Annotated in this window: 19 protein-coding genes; 2 read left to right on the top strand and 17 right to left on the bottom strand. The window is 58.2% G+C overall.

Features of this window, described 5'->3' with window-relative positions:
- Positions 1-39: 39 nt before the first annotated feature.
- The 16 genes from B5F76_RS00095 to B5F76_RS00020 all read right to left on the bottom strand — a co-directional run bounded on the left by B5F76_RS00095 (position 40) and on the right by B5F76_RS00020 (position 13,574).
- Entirely contained in the window at positions 40-555 is a 516-nt protein-coding gene (locus B5F76_RS00095; RefSeq protein ID WP_087350170.1) for a deoxycytidylate deaminase, read from the bottom strand.
- A gap of 279 nt (positions 556-834) precedes the next feature.
- The gene (glyA, locus tag B5F76_RS00090; RefSeq protein WP_087349465.1) at positions 835-2,073 is read right to left on the bottom strand and encodes a serine hydroxymethyltransferase; all 1,239 of its coding nucleotides are present in this window, start codon (positions 2,071-2,073) and stop codon (positions 835-837) included.
- A gap of 155 nt (positions 2,074-2,228) precedes the next feature.
- Positions 2,229-3,476, bottom strand: a complete 1,248-nt coding sequence (fabF, locus tag B5F76_RS00085) for a beta-ketoacyl-ACP synthase II (RefSeq protein ID WP_087349463.1) — start codon at positions 3,474-3,476, stop codon at positions 2,229-2,231.
- An 87-nt stretch (positions 3,477-3,563) separates the two neighbouring features.
- Positions 3,564-3,800: an acyl carrier protein gene (gene acpP / locus B5F76_RS00080; RefSeq protein ID WP_087349461.1), complete on the bottom strand. Its 237-nt coding sequence runs from the start codon at positions 3,798-3,800 to the stop codon at positions 3,564-3,566.
- A 50-nt stretch (positions 3,801-3,850) separates the two neighbouring features.
- The gene (fabG, locus tag B5F76_RS00075) at positions 3,851-4,603 is read right to left on the bottom strand and encodes a 3-oxoacyl-[acyl-carrier-protein] reductase (protein WP_087349459.1); all 753 of its coding nucleotides are present in this window, start codon (positions 4,601-4,603) and stop codon (positions 3,851-3,853) included.
- A 63-nt stretch (positions 4,604-4,666) separates the two neighbouring features.
- Entirely contained in the window at positions 4,667-5,650 is a 984-nt protein-coding gene (locus tag B5F76_RS00070; protein ID WP_087349457.1) for a beta-ketoacyl-ACP synthase III, read from the bottom strand.
- Positions 5,651-5,805: 155 nt separating this feature from the next.
- Entirely contained in the window at positions 5,806-6,840 is a 1,035-nt protein-coding gene (gene plsX / locus B5F76_RS00065) for a phosphate acyltransferase PlsX (protein ID WP_087349455.1), read from the bottom strand.
- A gap of 118 nt (positions 6,841-6,958) precedes the next feature.
- Complete coding sequence (gene rpmF, locus B5F76_RS00060; RefSeq protein WP_087349453.1) at positions 6,959-7,162, bottom strand: 50S ribosomal protein L32; 204 nt, start codon at positions 7,160-7,162, stop codon at positions 6,959-6,961.
- A gap of 136 nt (positions 7,163-7,298) precedes the next feature.
- Positions 7,299-7,853, bottom strand: coding sequence for a YceD family protein (locus B5F76_RS00055; RefSeq protein ID WP_087349451.1), 555 nt, complete (start codon positions 7,851-7,853; stop codon positions 7,299-7,301).
- Between the two features lie 63 nt (positions 7,854-7,916).
- Positions 7,917-8,543 carry a LysE family translocator gene (locus B5F76_RS00050; protein WP_087349449.1) on the bottom strand — a complete coding sequence of 209 codons (627 nt, stop codon included), beginning with the start codon at positions 8,541-8,543 and terminating at the stop codon, positions 7,917-7,919.
- Entirely contained in the window at positions 8,540-8,845 is a 306-nt protein-coding gene (locus tag B5F76_RS00045) for a GIY-YIG nuclease family protein (RefSeq protein ID WP_087349447.1), read from the bottom strand. Before B5F76_RS00045 ends, B5F76_RS00050 begins: the two co-directional genes overlap by 4 nt.
- Positions 8,838-9,242 (bottom strand): hypothetical protein, encoded by a 405-nt coding sequence (locus B5F76_RS00040; RefSeq protein WP_087349445.1) that lies wholly within the window; start codon positions 9,240-9,242, stop codon positions 8,838-8,840. Before B5F76_RS00040 ends, B5F76_RS00045 begins: the two co-directional genes overlap by 8 nt.
- A 146-nt stretch (positions 9,243-9,388) precedes the next feature.
- Complete coding sequence (recJ, locus tag B5F76_RS00035) at positions 9,389-11,209, bottom strand: single-stranded-DNA-specific exonuclease RecJ (protein ID WP_087349443.1); 1,821 nt, start codon at positions 11,207-11,209, stop codon at positions 9,389-9,391.
- A 160-nt stretch (positions 11,210-11,369) separates the two neighbouring features.
- Positions 11,370-12,050, bottom strand: coding sequence for an orotidine-5'-phosphate decarboxylase (gene pyrF / locus B5F76_RS00030; protein ID WP_087349441.1), 681 nt, complete (start codon positions 12,048-12,050; stop codon positions 11,370-11,372).
- Between the two features lie 11 nt (positions 12,051-12,061).
- Positions 12,062-12,673, bottom strand: coding sequence for a guanylate kinase (gmk, locus tag B5F76_RS00025; RefSeq protein ID WP_087350168.1), 612 nt, complete (start codon positions 12,671-12,673; stop codon positions 12,062-12,064).
- A gap of 22 nt (positions 12,674-12,695) precedes the next feature.
- Positions 12,696-13,574, bottom strand: a complete 879-nt coding sequence (locus tag B5F76_RS00020) for a YicC/YloC family endoribonuclease (RefSeq protein ID WP_087349439.1) — start codon at positions 13,572-13,574, stop codon at positions 12,696-12,698.
- 756 nt (positions 13,575-14,330) lie between these two features.
- On the opposite strand from B5F76_RS00020, the gene B5F76_RS00015 reads away from it, so the two are divergent.
- Positions 14,331-14,933 (top strand): hypothetical protein, encoded by a 603-nt coding sequence (locus B5F76_RS00015; protein ID WP_087349437.1) that lies wholly within the window; start codon positions 14,331-14,333, stop codon positions 14,931-14,933.
- Positions 14,934-14,982: 49 nt separating this feature from the next.
- Complete coding sequence (locus B5F76_RS00010) at positions 14,983-15,558, top strand: hypothetical protein (RefSeq protein WP_087349435.1); 576 nt, start codon at positions 14,983-14,985, stop codon at positions 15,556-15,558.
- Here the strand turns inward: B5F76_RS00010 and B5F76_RS14695 are convergent.
- A partial coding sequence (locus B5F76_RS14695) for a hypothetical protein (protein WP_204218280.1) occupies positions 15,555-15,896 on the bottom strand: 342 nt, incomplete at its 5' end. The two genes, B5F76_RS00010 and B5F76_RS14695, sit on opposite strands and share 4 nt — an antisense overlap.

Below are 15,896 nucleotides of genomic sequence, written 5' to 3'. Positions count from 1 at the left end.
GTATCCTGTGAAAGCCGCGTGCGCGGTGCGTAGCCTTGCCTAGAGGGCAGGCAGTTCGAAGTCGAGAGATGGCTTTTCCATCTTCTCCATGCGTATGCCGGCTTCCTCAAGCATAGCTGCGGAGAGTTCGTCCGGGTAGCTTTCGCAGTAGTAGATGGTCTTGACCCCGCAGTTGATGAGCATTTTCGAACACTGCGAACACGGATGGGTGGTGCAGAAGATGTCTGCTCCATAAACAGGGACTCCGTGCACGGCAGCCTGGACTATGACGTTCTGCTCTGCATGTATGGCCCTGCAGATGTCCAGACGCTGGCCCGAGGGGATGCCGAGGTTTTGGCGCATGCAGCCTGTATCCAGGCAGTGGGCAGTGTTTGCCGGTGCGCCGTTGTAGCCGGTGGCAAGGATGCGCTTGTCCTTGACAAGGACGCAGCCTACCCTGCGGCGCAGGCAGGTGGAACGTGTGCTCACCATATACGCAATGCGCATGAAATAGACAGGCCATGGTATGCGCTGACTATGGGCCGCACAGGCCAGGGGATCCGGGATGGTCTGCATGGGGTATCCTTCTTGTCGCCTGCCGCGTGCAATGCTGCGCGGCAGGCAAAAAACAGGCAGGTGCCAGCAGGTTGCAAAGGAAGAGGCTGCCGGCGTGCAGCAAAGAAGCATACACGTTGCAGGCAGCGAAAACAAGTTGCCATTTTCCCGAAAAATTGGGGAAAACGGCCGCCATGGCCCCTGTACGCCAAGGGGGAGCCCTTGCCACGCGGGCAAAGGCTCCCCCCTGGAAGAAGTCGTCAAAAAATATGCTGCGTCTTGCGCCGGGCCGGGATTTGCCTACCAGGTGAAGATGGGGAAGGAGCTTGCGAAGTCCTGCACTTCCTTGCGTGTCCTGGCGATCACGTTTGCATCGCCAATGTTGTTCAAAACGGTCACGATGAAGTTCCCCACAGTCTTCATGTGCTCTTCCTTCATGCCCCTGGTGGTCAGGGCGGCAACGCCAATGCGGATGCCGCTGGTCACAAAGGGAGATCTGGTCTCGAAGGGCACGGTGTTCTTGTTCACGGTGATGCCTGCCTCGTCGAGGGCGTGTTCTGCGTCCTTGCCGGTGTACTCCTTGTCACGCAGATCCATGAGCATGAGGTGATTGTCCGTGCCACCACTGGTGAGCTTGAAGCCTGCGTCGAGCAAAAGTTTGGAGAGCACCTGGGCGTTGCTTATGACCTGCTTGCTGTAGGTCTTGAAGCCGGGGCGCAGGGCCTCGCCGAAGGCTACGGCCTTGGCTGCTATGACGTGCATGAGGGGGCCGCCCTGGATGCCGGGGAAGATCTGGCTGTTCAGGGGCTTGCGCAGATCCTCGCTCGCAAGGATCATGCCGCCTCTGGGGCCGCGCAGGGTCTTGTGGGTCGTGGTTGTGACCACATGGGCGTAGGGCACGGGAGAGGGGTGCAGGCCTGCTGCGACAAGGCCTGCAATGTGGGCCATGTCCACCAGAAGCTTTGCGCCCACCTCATCGGCAATGGCGCGGATGCGGGCAAAGTCGATGATGCGGGGGTAGGCAGAGGCGCCGGCAACGATCAGGCTGGGATGGCAGGCCTTTGCCTTTTCCTCCAGGGCATCGTAGTCGATGCGGCCGGTTTCCCTGTCCACGCCGTAGGATTCCACCTTGAAGAATTTTCCGGAAAAGTTCACCGGAGACCCGTGGGTCAGGTGTCCGCCGTGGGAAAGATTCATGCCGAGAATGGTGTCGCCTGGCTTGATGAGAGCAAAATAGGAGGCCATGTTGGCCTGCGAGCCGGAATGGGGCTGCACATTCACGTATTCGCAGCCAAAGAGCTTTTGGGCACGCTCGATGGCAAGGTTCTCTGCCATGTCCACAAATTCGCAGCCGCCGTAGTAGCGATGGCCCGGATAGCCTTCTGCGTACTTGTGGGTCAGGGCACTGCCCTGGGCCTGGCGCACGGCCGGAGACACAAAGTTCTCGGAGGCAATGAGCTCGAGCTTTGTCAGCTGCCGCTCGCTCTCCAGGGCAATGACACGGGCAAGTTCCGGATCTTCAAAGAGGATTTCGTCCATTGGAGGCTCCTGGGATTGTCGCCTGCCTTGGGCAGGGCTGTTTGGCAGACAAAAGGCTTTTTTGGGCCTTGGCCTGCAGCAGAAAAAAAGACTCGCAGCCCTTGCTTGTGTGCAAAGGCTGCGAATATCTCAGGCAAATCTTGTGCCCTGCAGGACTAGTCGGTCCACTTCTTCAGGACAATGCTGGCGTTGGTGCCGCCAAAGCCGAAGGAGTTGCACAGGGCGTACTCACAGGCCACATGGTTGGCCTTGTTGGGCGTGTAGTCGAGATCGCACTCTTCGTCCGCGTTTTCCAGATTGATGGTGGGCGGAATGATCTCTTCCTTGAGGGCAAGGGCCGTGAAGCAGGCCTCGATGCCGCCGGCTGCGCCCAGAAGGTGGCCGGTCATGGACTTTGTGGCGGAAATATGCAGGTTCTTGGCGTGGTCGCCAAAGACCTTTTTCATGGCGCGCGTCTCGATGACGTCGCCCTGTTTGGTGGAGGTGGCATGGGCATTGATGTGGCCTACGGCCTCGGGAGCAATGCCTGCGTCCTTCAGGGCGTTGCGCATGGCCCATTCCATGCCTGTGCCGTCGGGCTCGGGAGCGGTCATGTGGTAGGCATCGCAGGAAGCGCCGTAGCCGACGATTTCCGCGTATATCTTGGCGCCGCGTGCCTGGGCGTCCTCAAGAAGCTCCAGCATGAGCAGACCGCAGCCTTCGCCAATGACAAAACCGTCGCGATCCTTGTCGAAGGGACGGGAGGACATGGTGGGATTGTCGTTGAAATGGGTGGAAAGGGCCTTTAAGGCTGTAAAGCCGGCAACGCCAAGGGGCGTCACGGTTGCTTCGCAGCCACCGGAGATGCAGGCGCGCACGCGGCCGAGAACCATTTCCGAATAGGCTGTGCCCAGGGCATGGCTGGCAGAGGCGCAGGCCGAGGTGGTGACGTAGTTCGGGCCCTTGATGCCGAACTTGATGCCGAGTTCGCCTGGTCCCATGTTGGAAATGAGCATGGGGATCATGAAGGGCGAAATCTTGTTGGGGCCGGATTTGAGCAGCTTTTCCTGGTAGATTTCAATGGTGCGCAGACCGCCGAGGCCCACACCCATGATGACACCGGTGCTGTGCTCGTTCTCCGGGGTGACCACAAACCCGGAGTCTTCCATCAGCATGGAGCCAGCGGCAGAGGCGAATTGGGTGAAGCGATCCATATGCCTTGCCTGTTTGGCAGAAACATATCTGGTCGGATCGAAGTCCTTCACTTCTCCGGCCACCTTGGAGTCGTACTCGGTGGCGTCAAAAAGCGTAATGGGGCCAATACCGGATTCGCCAGCCTTGATACGGTCCCATGTTGTAGCCATGTCCAGACCAAGGGGCGAGAGACCGGCAAGACCGGTGATAACGACGCGGGGTCGAGCCATTGCTCCTCCTCCATTCTGATGAATTTTTGCTCGTTGAAACAGGGGCAGGGCCATGATGGCCCTGCCTCGAAAAAAACGGAAAGTGAACTAGGCCTGCTTGGCTTCGATGTAGCTGATGGCGTCCTGGACCTTCTGGATCTTCTGGGCGTCGTCATCGGCGATTTCGATGTCGAACTCTTCTTCCATGGCCATGATCAGTTCGGTCAGGTCCAGGGAGTCTGCGCCAAGATCTTCGACAAAGCTGGCTTCGGGCTTCACTTCGTCAGCGGTCACGCCAAGCTGGTCCACGATGATTTTGGTAACCTTATCGGCAACGTCAGACATGTTTTCCTCCAGGTAGTGTTGGTTTGAAGTCGGGATACGTGTCCCGAATATCAGCAGTACATGCCGCCGTTGACGGCCAGAACCTGGCCTGTGATGTAGGCGGCTTTGGGTGAGGCCAAAAAGGCCACGGCATTTGCCACATCGTCGGCAGTGCCCAGACGCTTCAGGGGGATGGCTTCCGTGTACTGGGCGCGCTGTTCCTCGCCGAGAACGGCAGTCATTTCCGTTTCGATGAAGCCGGGGGCCACGGCGTTGACACGAATGCCACGGGCAGCCAGCTCCTTGGCGTTGGACATTGTCAGTCCGATGATACCGGCCTTGGAGGCACAGTAGTTCGCCTGGGCGGCATTGCCCATCTGTCCGACGACAGAAGAAATATTGATGATGCAGCCAGAGCGGTTCTTGCTCATGATGCGGGCCGCTTCCCTGGTGCACACGAAGGCACCGCGCAGGTTCACGGAAATGACCGCGTCAAAGTCCTCGTCCTTCATGCGGATGAGGAAACCGTCCTTGGTGATGCCGGCATTGTTCACAAGCAAGGCCAGATTGACCTTGCCCTTGATTTCGTTCTGGAAGAACGAGGCGACGGCCGCGGCGTCAGCCACATTGAGGCAGTGGCACTGGGCAGCCCCGCCCAGGGCCTCGATTTCCTTGACAACGCCCTCGGCCTGCTCGGGACGGCTCACATAGGTGAGAAGAATCTGGTAGCCGTCTTTTGCAAGGGCCAGGGCAATGGCGCGGCCTATGCCGCGGGAACCACCGGTCACAAGGGCCGTGGGTGCTGTGGCGGAAAGGGTAGTCACGATCGAACTCCGTATGATGCCGGTGAACAGGGATTGGCAGCCATGTGGACGGCTTGCTGTCCGCTAGAAGCGCAAAAGCGCGCCGCCCCAGGTCAGGCCGGAGCCAAAGGCAGTAGTCAGAACCAGCTTGCCCTTGGCAAGGCATCCCTGTGTCTTGGCCTCGGCCAGGGCAATGGGTATGGAAGCAGAGGACGTGTTGCCGTAGTGGGAAAGATTGGTAAAGACGTGATCCGTGGCAATGCCGAGGCGTTCGCCAACGGCTTCCACAATGCGGATGTTGGCCTGATGGGCAACAAGCAGATCCACGTCTTCGACGGTGTAGTTGTTGCGTGCGAGCAGGTCCTTGCAGATGCTCGTCATGTTGCGCACTGCAGCCTTGTAGGTCTCGCGCCCGTTCATGCGGATGAAGAAGCCCTCGTCCACGGGATCGCCCATCTTGTAGGCGCAAGCTGTGCCGCCGCCAACCACGATGAGATCACGGCCGTTGCCATCGCTTAGGCACTCCACGTCCTCAAGGCGTGCCAGGGCGTTTTCGGCCTCGCCGCTGATGACCATGGCGCCGGCTCCGTCGCCAAAAAGCACGCAGGTGGACCTGTCCTGCCAGTTCACGCGCCTTGTCATGGCCTCTGCGCACACAAAGAGGATTCTGGCCTTCGGGTTTGCCTGCAAAAAGGCGTGGCAGACCGAGAGACCGTAGATAAAGCCCGTGCAGGCAGCGGAAATGTCAAAGGCCATGACAGCACCAGCGCCCAGATTTCCGGCAATGATGCAGGAAAGGGAAGGGCTCAGGTGGTCTGGCGTGCCTGTAGCCACGATGACGTGGGTGAGCGAGCTTGCCTCAACGCCTGCTTCGGCCAGGGCATCCCTGGCTGCCATGGTGCCGAGATCGGAGGCATTTTCCCCCTCGGCTGCCACATGGCGGAAGCTGATGCCGGTCCGTGTGCGTATCCACTCGTCGCTTGTGTCCACAACACGGCTCAGGTCGTCGTTGGAGAGGATCTTCTCGGGGGAGTGCAGGGCAAAGGAGTGGATGTAGAGATTTGTCATGGCGGTCCGATTATGAACAGCCTCGTACCAGGGTACGGGCTTTCAGGGGGAGCGTGCTCCCCATTGGGGTGCATGGCCTGCAGTAGCAAACACGCAAGGGGTATTATAGGCCCTCACCTGCCTGCTTCGCGGAAATTTTGCGGAACCAGTGATTCCTAAAGGGCGCGGGAAAAGCGGGTCAGCTCCTCGTTGGCAAGGATGGTTTCGCCAAGCTTGGCTACCGTTTCCTTGCGCACAAAGGTTCCGGCCATGGAAACGGCCGAGGTGATGGCGCGGCTGTTGGACCTGCCATGGCAGACAATGGCCAGGTTTTTCAGGCCCAGCAGGGGCGCTCCCCCGTATTCGGCGTAGTCGATGGTCTTGCGGAACTGCTTGAAGGCATTTTTCGCAAGCAAGGCGCCCATCATGGGCATGATGCCGCTTTTGAAGACCTTCTTGAGCATGTTGGTGAGCGATGTGGCAAGGCCTTCGCTCATCTTGACGACTATGTTGCCCACAAAGCCGTCGCAGACCACGACGTCTAAATCCCCGGTAAAGATGTCCCTTCCTTCCGCGTTGCCCACGAAATTGAGGTTCTTTGCCAGTTTGAGGAGCTCGTAGGCCTCCTTCACCTGGGAGTTGCCCTTGCCCTCTTCCTCGCCAATGGACAATATGCTCACCCTGGGGGAGGCATAGTTGAGAATGTCCCTCGCGAAGGCATCGCCCATGAGGCCGAACTGGAAGAGATGATAGGGGCGACAGTCCACGTTTGCGCCTGCGTCGAGCAGGACAACAGGCTGCTTTTCCGTGGGAAGAATGGTGCACAGGGCGGGACGCTCCACACCGTGGAGGCGACCGATGGTAAACATGCCACAGGCCACGGCCGCACCGGAATGTCCGGCACTGACCACAGCGTCCGCGACCTGCTGGCGTACCAGGGTACAGCCGATCTGGATGGACGACTTCTTCTTGCGGCGCAGAACATCCGCAGGACGTTCGTTCATCTGCACGACCTCGTCGGCCTGAACAATATCGTACTCTGCGCCGGAAGTGTCTGTATGGGCAAGCACTTCCTTGATGCGCTCCGTTTCTCCCACAAGGAGAACCTTGAGATTGTTCGTACGGGAAGCCTCAAGGGCTCCCGGTACGATGACCGAGGGCCCGAAATCGCCGCCCATGGCGTCCACTGCAATGATGGGGGACTGGCTCATGCTTGCGCTCGCTTCGTCCGGATACTCCCGAGCACGCTGTCCGGACCCTGGTCCGACATTGGGCAGATGCAGGAAGAAGTCTCCAAGAAATCTGAAAGGATGTCCCTAAAGGGTGTCCCTACTTGCTGCCGAGAACGGTCTTCAGGCCTTCGTAGTTCTGGGGCAGGGTGTGACCGTTGTAGGTGTGGCAGTTGGGGCACACGGTATGGGGCAGGGTGGGCTCGCCGCAGTGGCAGAAGATCACGGAAGGCACGGCCACACGGTCGTGGGAACGACGCATGCCCTTGCGGGAGCGCGACTTTTTGTTTTGCTGAACAGCCATTGGAAGTTCTCCTTGAGAATATGGTCCGGCCGTTTCTGTCTGGCAGAAGGCGCGGGAAAAATGCAATAGACAAAACTCCCCCGATGACGGGGGCTTTTTCAAAGAAGCCTGCTTTAGCAAAAACTTTGTCTTCTGTCTATGCTTTTTCTACCTTGAGCCCGCGCAGGACAGCAAGCCTCGGATCCCCCTCGTCCTTAGGGCAGGAGCAGGGGCCCTGGTTCAGGTCTGCTCCGCAGTGGGGGCACAGTCCCTTGCAGTCCGGGCGGCACACAGGCGTTGGGGGAAGGGCCAGGGCGAACTGCTCCCAGGCAATGGCTGCAAGATCCAGCATGAGTGCCCCGTGCTCAAGCAGAAGATGGTCGTCGCCCTCGGAAAAATCGTTTTGTGCAAGCGTTTCCCCTTCGTCTGGGGCCTGCACATAGTCTTCAAAGGGCTCGTCAACTTCGACTTCCATGTCCTTTGCGCAACGGCAGCAGGGAACAACGACCTTCGCACCAATGCGGCCGCACAAAAGCCAGCCCTCGTCCGTGGGAAGGATGGTCAGCTGCATGCACGGCGCGCTGACAAGCCGGCAGTCCATGCGGAATTCCTGCAGGGGATCTTCCCAGACATGGGTCTCGTTCACTTCATAGCGCTTCCCCTGCGGGGGAATGTCGCGCAGGGGAATGTGCAGGGGATTCTTGTGTGGCATGAGTTGCGTCTCCGTGAAACGTGGTTGTCCTGTGCCCTTTGCCTGGGATCAGGGGGATGCCCCCTAGAGTTCCGTGACAAGGAGAAGCACTGCGAGGGTGACAAAGATGAGGGTGCAGGCCTTGTTCAGGATGACCTGTCCTTTGGCAGTGCGGTTGAAGCGGGAAAAGATGCGGCCGGCAAGCAGGGAAACCGAGGAAAAGGCCACAACGGTTGCGGCCATGAAGATGAGGCCCAGCTGCAGGCACTGCATGCCTATGCTGCCCCTTGAGGGATCGCAAAACTGCGGAAGCAGGGCCAGGAAGAACATGGTCACCTTGGGATTGGTGATGTTCATGATGATGCCGCGCCGATACAGTGCAAGGTAGCCCGGAAAGTCCGGGGGCTTTCCCTGATGCTGCACTGCAGCTGCCTTCCACGAAAGCCAGGCAAGGTAGAGAAGGTAGACGGCGCCAGCACACTTTATGAGAGTGAAGGCCAGGGGAGAGGCCTTGATGAGAGCGGCAATGCCAAGGGAGACAAGGGCTGTGTGCACGCAAAGGCCAGTCACAAGGCCTGCCATGGTGGCAAGGCCAGCCCTTGCTCCGTGTACTGCGGACTGGGCCAGCACAAAGATGATGTCCGGCCCCGGAGCGTAGCCTAAGAGCAGGGCTGTGAAGAAGAAGGACGTGGCTGTGAGTGCTGAAATCATGATTTTCTGCTGGAAGAGAAAAAGGCGAGCTTGTCGTATCGCGCCATCTTTTTGACCCTTGCCTCAAGGCGCAGGGCTTCGGGCCTAGAAGAACAGGCGAGGCTTGCCTCAAGGACAACGGGTCTGCGCCCCCTCGTGTAGCGCGCGCCCCCGGAAAGGAGGCCGTTGTGCTGGGCAAGGCGTCTTGCCACATCCCTTGCTATGCCGCAGTAGAGGGTTCCGTCCGCGCAGCGCACAAGGTAGACGTGCCATGCGCCATCATCCGAAGCAGGGTTGCAGTTTTGGCACTCCTTGTCAGACAAGCCAGGAGACCAGCGCAAGACAGACAATCCAGGATCCTATGCGCCAGGGCCAGGGATTGGGCACGTGCCCTGTGAGAAGGCGGTGCGTGTTGTAGTAGAGGCCTGCTCCGGCTGCCAGGATATAGAAGAAGGCAAAGCCCAGGGCTGCGAGAAAGCCCCACTGGAAAAGACAGGTGAAAAACAGCACCATGGTGATGAAGTTGGCAAGCTGCATGCCCCGGCAGGCATCGAGCCTGTTGTCCCGGAACTGGAAAACGGTGAATCTCGCGCCACCAGCGCGCTGCCCGTTTCCACTGTATGTATTGTACTGCCCGTAACTGTAGTTGCGGGCTGGCTCGTGCGTGGAATCGCCCACGTATTCGGCCTCGAGAACTTCCTTCTTGTTGTCGTCGGGCATGTGACACCTCACAATTGCTGTGCCAGAAAAGACAGTGACCCTGCATGGGTCGGGACGCGCACACCTTGGCAGGAAGCGCTATCCGAAAAAAGTATACGTTTCTTGCCCCGCACGGACAAGGCCCGGGCCAGGCAAGGCAGGGTATCCTAGGGCTGGGGGAATTCCTCGTCCTCGCCGCTTCCTTCCTCGTCTGCCGGATCCTCGCAAGGAGCAGGCCCCTGGGGGGATTGGTAGAGTATCTCCTTGTCCACGGGCCCCCAGTCCTTGACGGAGAGTTCGGGGGTGATGAAACCGTAGTGGTTTTCCCTGCGCACTGTGAAGACTACGCGTATGGGTTTGCCGACAAGGTCTGCGCCAATGCGATCCGCCATGCCCCAGCCCTTGGCGTGGAGTATGGTGCCGTCCTCGAGGTCCCTGATGTTCATCTCGAGGCTGTCCTGGCGGGAGCGGAAGGTCTGTCTGCTTGTGATCTCCACAGGCTTCGACACGAAGACAGGCTCTGTGTTGCCCGGACCAAAGGGTTCCATGAGCCCGAGTTCCCTGGATGTGGTGCTTGAGCCCACGTTTTTCAGGGCTGTCTCGCCGTCAAGCCAGATGACCTCCTCGCCCGGAGCCTGCAGGCGCTTTCTTGTCGCCTCCTGGAAATCCTTGCGGAAGGCCTCGAGGAAGCCCGGCATGATGCGCACGCCTGCAGCCTGCCTGTGTCCCCCGAAGGCCATGAGGTGTTCGGGAATTTCCGAAAGGCAGGCGTAGAGGTCAAAGCCGGGAATGGAGCGGCCGGACCCTTTGAGGGTGTCCTTGTCATCGCAGATGATGATGCAGGGCACGTGGAATTCCTCGATGATGCGCGTGGCCACAATGCCGATGATGCCGGGATGCCACTGCTTGCCGTAGAGCACAAGGCCGCACTTGCCGCTGTTTTTTATGTGCTGCTGTGCCTGGGCGCGGGCCTCGTCGAGAATGATGAGTTCTGTGTCGCGCCTTGTGGAATTGAAATCGTTGAGCTGTTCCGCGAGCTCCAGACCCTTCTTGTAGTCCGTGCAGCGCAAAAGCTGCAGGGCCACGCGGGCGTGGCGCATGCGTCCTGCCGCGTTGATGCGCGGGGCAAGCTTGAAGCTCACCTGGGAGGCAGAGACAGGGGCGTTGATGTGCATGCCGGAGACTGCCTTGAGTGCGGCTATGCCCGGGCGCTTGGGACGCTCGAGGCGTGCGAGGCCTGCGCGCACAAGGATGCGGTTTTGCCCTGTCAGGCGCATGACGTCCGCAAGGGTGCCAAGGGCAACCAGATCGAGCACGCGGTCCATCTTGAAGGATTTGCCTGTGTGCTTGCGCAGACGCATGTTCACTGCGGCCATGAGGAAGAAGGCAACGCCCACGCCAGCAAGATGGGGGCAGGGCACCTCTTCCGGGGCGCACATGCGCGGATTGAAGAAGAGTGTCGCAGGGGGAAGGGGATCCGGGGGCAGGTGGTGATCCGAGACCACCACGTCCATGCCCAGTTCCCTGGCCCTGGCAATGGCCTTGACGTCGGCTATGCCGGAGTCCACGGAGAGGAGAAGCTGACAGCCCATTTCGGCCAGCTTCTCGATGGCGTTCACGTTGATGCCATAGCCCTCTTTATGGCGATCCGGAATGTGCCAGAGCACGCTGAAACCGTGGTACTGAAGTATGTCCAGCACAAGGGCCGTGGAGGTGGTTCCGTCCACGTCGTAGTCGCCCCAGACCACAAGCTTCTTGCCTTCCAGAAGGGCTTTGACGATAAAGTCTGCGGCCTCGGGGATTTGCGGCCACTGATTGGGATTGATCAGGCCTGACAGGCGGGCGTCGAGGTAGGCGTTGACGTCGTTTTCCTCGACAATGTTGCGACGCCAGAGCAGTTCCTGCAAAAAGGTGGATATGTTCAGTTTCTCAGCCAGCGCAGGGGAAGGCTTGGGCTCGGGGCCCTGTCTCATGTACCAGATAGCCATTTCTTGTTCCAAAAAAACGATTGAAAAGGAAAAACGCGTACGCTGCGCAAGAAAGACGCGCAGGGATTTGTGTCGTTGGTGTTTTGCTGCCCCATAAGGCGTGCGCCCTGGGGCTGCCCCTGAGGGGCAGAATGTGGGGGAAGAGGGGATACGGGTTTGCCTAGGCTTCGATTTCTTCCAGGATGGCCCTGGCTGCGGCAACGGGATCGTCCGCTCTTGTGATGGGGCGGCCCACGACCAGATAGTCTGCGCCGTTGGCAACGGCCAGGGAAGGCGTCATGACGCGCGCCTGATCGTTGGCAGCGGATCCTGCAGGACGGATGCCGGGACAGAGAACCTTCAAGGATGTTGCGGACTTGATGCGGGCTGCCTCGTGCCCGGAACAGACCACGCCGTCCAGGCCCCAGGAATCGGCAAGGCCTGCCAGCTCCATGGCAAAGTCCTGCGGAGCCCTTGTGATGCCGGGCATGCTCCCTTCTCCAAAGCTTGTGAGCACAGTGACGCCAAAGATGAGGGGTCTTTCCTCGCCTGCCTCGTCAGCAGCTGCCCTGGCGGCCCTGCACATGGCCTCGCCACCTTGCGTATGCACAGTGAGCAGCTTTGCCCGTGTTTTGCAGGCAGAGCGCACGGCTGCGGCTACGGTATTGGGAATGTCGTAGAACTTGAGGTCCAAAAAGACGGAAAGGCCCATGGCGTCAAGCTCGTTCACAAGGGCAGGGCCGCTTTTGACAAAGGCTTCGAGGCCCACCTTGCACCAGGAAAGGGTGCCGGAGAGATTGCGCGCGCAGGCAAGAAGATCCTTCGGGTCGGAAAAATCCAGTGCTACGATAAGTTCTGCCATATGCTTTTTCCTTACCCCCTGGCGTGCAGAAGGTCGTCGATGGCTGCCCTGTTCAGGGCTGTTTTAAGAGTCGCGGCAAGATAGAGGGCGCGCAGGCTTTCGTAGGCCCTGTCGAGGTTGTCGTTGACAAGAACGCTGTCGAACCAGCGAGCCTCGGCTATTTCCCTTTTGGCATTGCCAAGGCGGGTGGCGATCACCTCCTCGCTGTCCGTGCCCCTTGAACGCAGTCTGCGCTCGAGTTCTTCAAGAGAAGGCGGGAGGATGAAGACTGTAGCTGCGTGGGGCAGGCTCAGCTTCAGCTGGGCAGCACCCTGCACGTCCACGTCGAGAAGCACATCCTGTCCCCTTGCAAGGGTTTCCTGCAATGGCGCAAGCGGAGTGCCGTAAAAGTTGCCGTGCACTTCGGCCCATTCGGCAAAGCCGCCCACGCTGCGCATCTGGGCAAAGCGCTCCCTTGTCAGAAAGTGGTAGTCCCTGCCGTCGACCTCGCCTTTGCGGGGGGCGCGGGTGGTGCAGGAAATGGAAAAGCCGAAATCGGGGAATTCCCTGAGCAGCCTGTGCACCAGGGTTGTTTTGCCGGCTCCCGAGGGGGCGCTGAGTACAAGTGCAGTTCCGAGACGCATGATGATCCTCACCACAGGGCAGTTATTCCAGGTTCTGGGCCTGTTCGCGGCATTTTTCCAGTTCGTTCTTGTAGTCCACGACCAGGCGCGAGAGCTGGACATCGGGCACCTTGTTGCCGCAGGTGGTGATTTCGCGGAAGCATTCCTGCAGGGTAAAATCCAGGCGTCTGCCCACATCCGCGTCGCTGGCAAAGAGTTCGCGCATGCGCTCAAGGTGGGTGTTGAGCCTTGTGAGCTCCTCGGTCACGTCCAGGCGGTCGAGCAGGATGACTGCTTCCTGCAAAAAGCGCGTTTCCGCCAGTTCGCCCAGATTGTGTACGGCAAGCTCTTCCATGATGCGTTCGCGCAAAGCCTCGGCACGCTCTTCCTTGATGGCAGGCGCGCGCTCGCGGAGGATGTCCGTCCACTGCTCAAGGCGCAGGACCCTGGCGAGTAGATCGTGGCCAAGGGCTGCGCCCTCGGTCTCCCTGGATTCGTTCCAGTCCTCAAGGGCAAGGGCAAGGCCCTTTTCCAGGGTGAGGACCACCTCTTCATCCACGTCCTCGGCCGAGGAGATCCACAGCTCAGGTATGGTAAGAAGGGCGTTGTAGTCGGGCTGGAAACTGTCGCCGCGCTCGGTAGCCAGAGCCACAACAGAGGCCAGCATGCCCCTTGCCCTGGCCTTGTCGAAATGAAGATCCGGATCCGCTGCAAGAAACTGCAGGTTCAAATCGATGTTGACCCGTCCCCTGGCAGCGTATTTGCGCACCATCTTGTCAAAGCGGTTTTCCAGATTGGCGACACTGGGGGGCAAGGTCCACTTGATATCCAGCCTTTTGCCGTTGACGCTGCGGATTTCCCACTGCTGGGTAAAAAGCTCGTTTTCCATGATGCAGCGTCCGAAGCCCGTCATGCTTCTCATATCTGTCCATCCTCGCAAAGAAGAAAGCCCTGGTGTTAGCCCCTGCCACTTGCCATGAAAGGGCAGCTTCCCTGGGGGAAGGCATTTGCACAATCAATGGCAACAAGGCACAAGCCTAAAGGAAAAAATGGGCAAGTTCAAGGTGTCACGTTTGCTTTCCGCTTCTTTCTTCCACAAGGCAAACAGCCGGGCGGATGGACGCGCATGGTATGGTTGATGGCGCGACTGTCCCATGGAGATTGCGGAAGAGACGGCGCAAAGCCCTCAATAGGGGGGGCCAAATGAAGCGAATACTTTTCGTTTTGCTGCTGATACTGCTCTCTTTGCTCTTGAAGGGGGACACGAGACAAAAAAACTCGGCAGGCAGTCTTGCACGGGGGACGTTCACCCAAAGCGCCGTGCAAGACCCGGTTCCTGTTACCATCAAGAGCCGGGGGTCTCTTGACCGAACCTAACTTACATCGCCTGCGTATGCCCCATTCGTAAGAGTGGGGTAAGCAGGCGTGTGCTGCCTGCTTCAGCTCCTACGGCTGATGAGCTGACAATATTTTCTTGTATGAAAAATTTTTATTGCAATCTATTCTGTAAAAAGATAAATTATATCCATTGAGCAATGTACCCCCCCCCTTTTTTTTCAAAATGGAAGTTTGGAAAGTGAATTTTAAGGTGTGTCCGCATGCTCAAATCATTCGCAGGGCCTTGTGATAGCCTGATGGTCAGTCACACCCTCCAACCTGTAACCGGTCGACTGCAACCATGAGATGCACTACTCCTACCTTCATCGTTGAACTGCCTCTGCGTGTCGACGACCGCCTTGAGCGCTTTCTCAAAAACGCGTTCGAATTTGGCTGGTCGCTCTACAACGCTACGCTGACTTCAGCATTGGACTGTCTCAAGCGCATGCGCGATAGCCAGTCCTGGAAGGATACCTGTGAAATGGAGAAGGGGCCTGAGCGCAACAGGCGGTTCAGCGAAATCCAGCGCAACTATGGGCTGACCGAATTTGGGCTTAAAACCGTTGCCAACAATCACAGAAAGGCAAGCGGGCGCGACCAGTTGGGAGCGCATGAAGCCCAGTGTATAGGGAGAACTGTCTGGCGCGCTCTCGAGCGCTATCTGTTCAAGAAAAACGGAAGACCGCGCTACAAGTCTCGGAAGCGGGGGCTCAACACTATCGAGGGCACTGACAACCACGAGATAATCTACAAGCCTGAGAAACAGGTTGTGTACTGGCGAAAGCATACTCTGCCTGTCATCTACAAGGAAACACCCTGGCTCAGGGAGGCTTTATACGAACAGCCGGACCTTGCGGTCCACAAACGGGTGAAATATTGCCGTTATCGTACGCCGTTCCCTTAATGGCAAGAAGCGCTGGTTTGTGCAGATTTGCCTGGAAGGGATACCCCCTGTGCGCTACAAGTACGCTTCCAAGTCCGAGGTCATGGGTATAGATCCGGGTCCAAACAAAATTGCCTGTTTTCATCCGCAGGAAGCCGCAATCCATGAGGTTGCTCCGAATGTGGACATGAAGGGGAAGGAAATACGCCTTCTGCAGCGCAAGATTGATCGCTCCATGCGAGCCATGAACCCGGACAACTATGAAGATGACGGACAAGCCAGGGAAGGTGTTCATGAATGGAAGGTCAGCAAGCGGTGTGCCCGCTTGCGCGCAAAGCTTAAGGAGCAGTATCGCGTAACGGCAGAAACAAGGAAGCGTGATCATGGCACGCTTGCCAATCAGCTGTTCCAACGGGCTGGAAAAATCAAAATCGAAAAGAATTCCTATCGTTCCTATCAGAGAAATTTTGGACGATCGACGCAACGCTCGGGAATGGGCGAGTTCGTTCAGCACCTCAAGCGCCGGGCCGCAAGTGCTGGCTGTGTGGTGGAGGAACTCAACGCATACACCCTGAAGATGTCGCAATACGATCCATTTACCCTGAGTTCCCGGGTAGATTTTCTCACCACACATCGTGCCCCCTAAAAGTTTCCAACGCGGGGGTATTCCTTTGCGGGGTGAACCTTCAGGAGTTTGTAGATGTCGTTCTGAACCTTGGTCGGCTCAGAGGGGATAACTACCCTTTGGAAGATTTTTGCATGTTGATTCGCCATGTTGGAGAGCACTGCGTCAATAGAGTACTTGCTGGCGCGAATCTCCAACTGTAATGTTTGTAGCACTGCAATTGCAATGAATGTGAGCAACAAGTGTCCTCTAAGTGTCTCCTCCTTTTCAATAAACAAAGGTAATAGTGAGGCGTAATTTTTAGCAATATCAAATACTTGTTCTATTTCTTGCCGTACGTAATATGTTGAGAGGAGCTC

It is taken from the genome of Desulfovibrio sp. An276, assembly GCF_002159665.1.
Taxonomy (GTDB): Bacteria; Desulfobacterota; Desulfovibrionia; order Desulfovibrionales; family Desulfovibrionaceae; genus Desulfovibrio; species Desulfovibrio faecigallinarum.
This window is presented reverse-complemented; position numbering and strand designations above follow the sequence as displayed.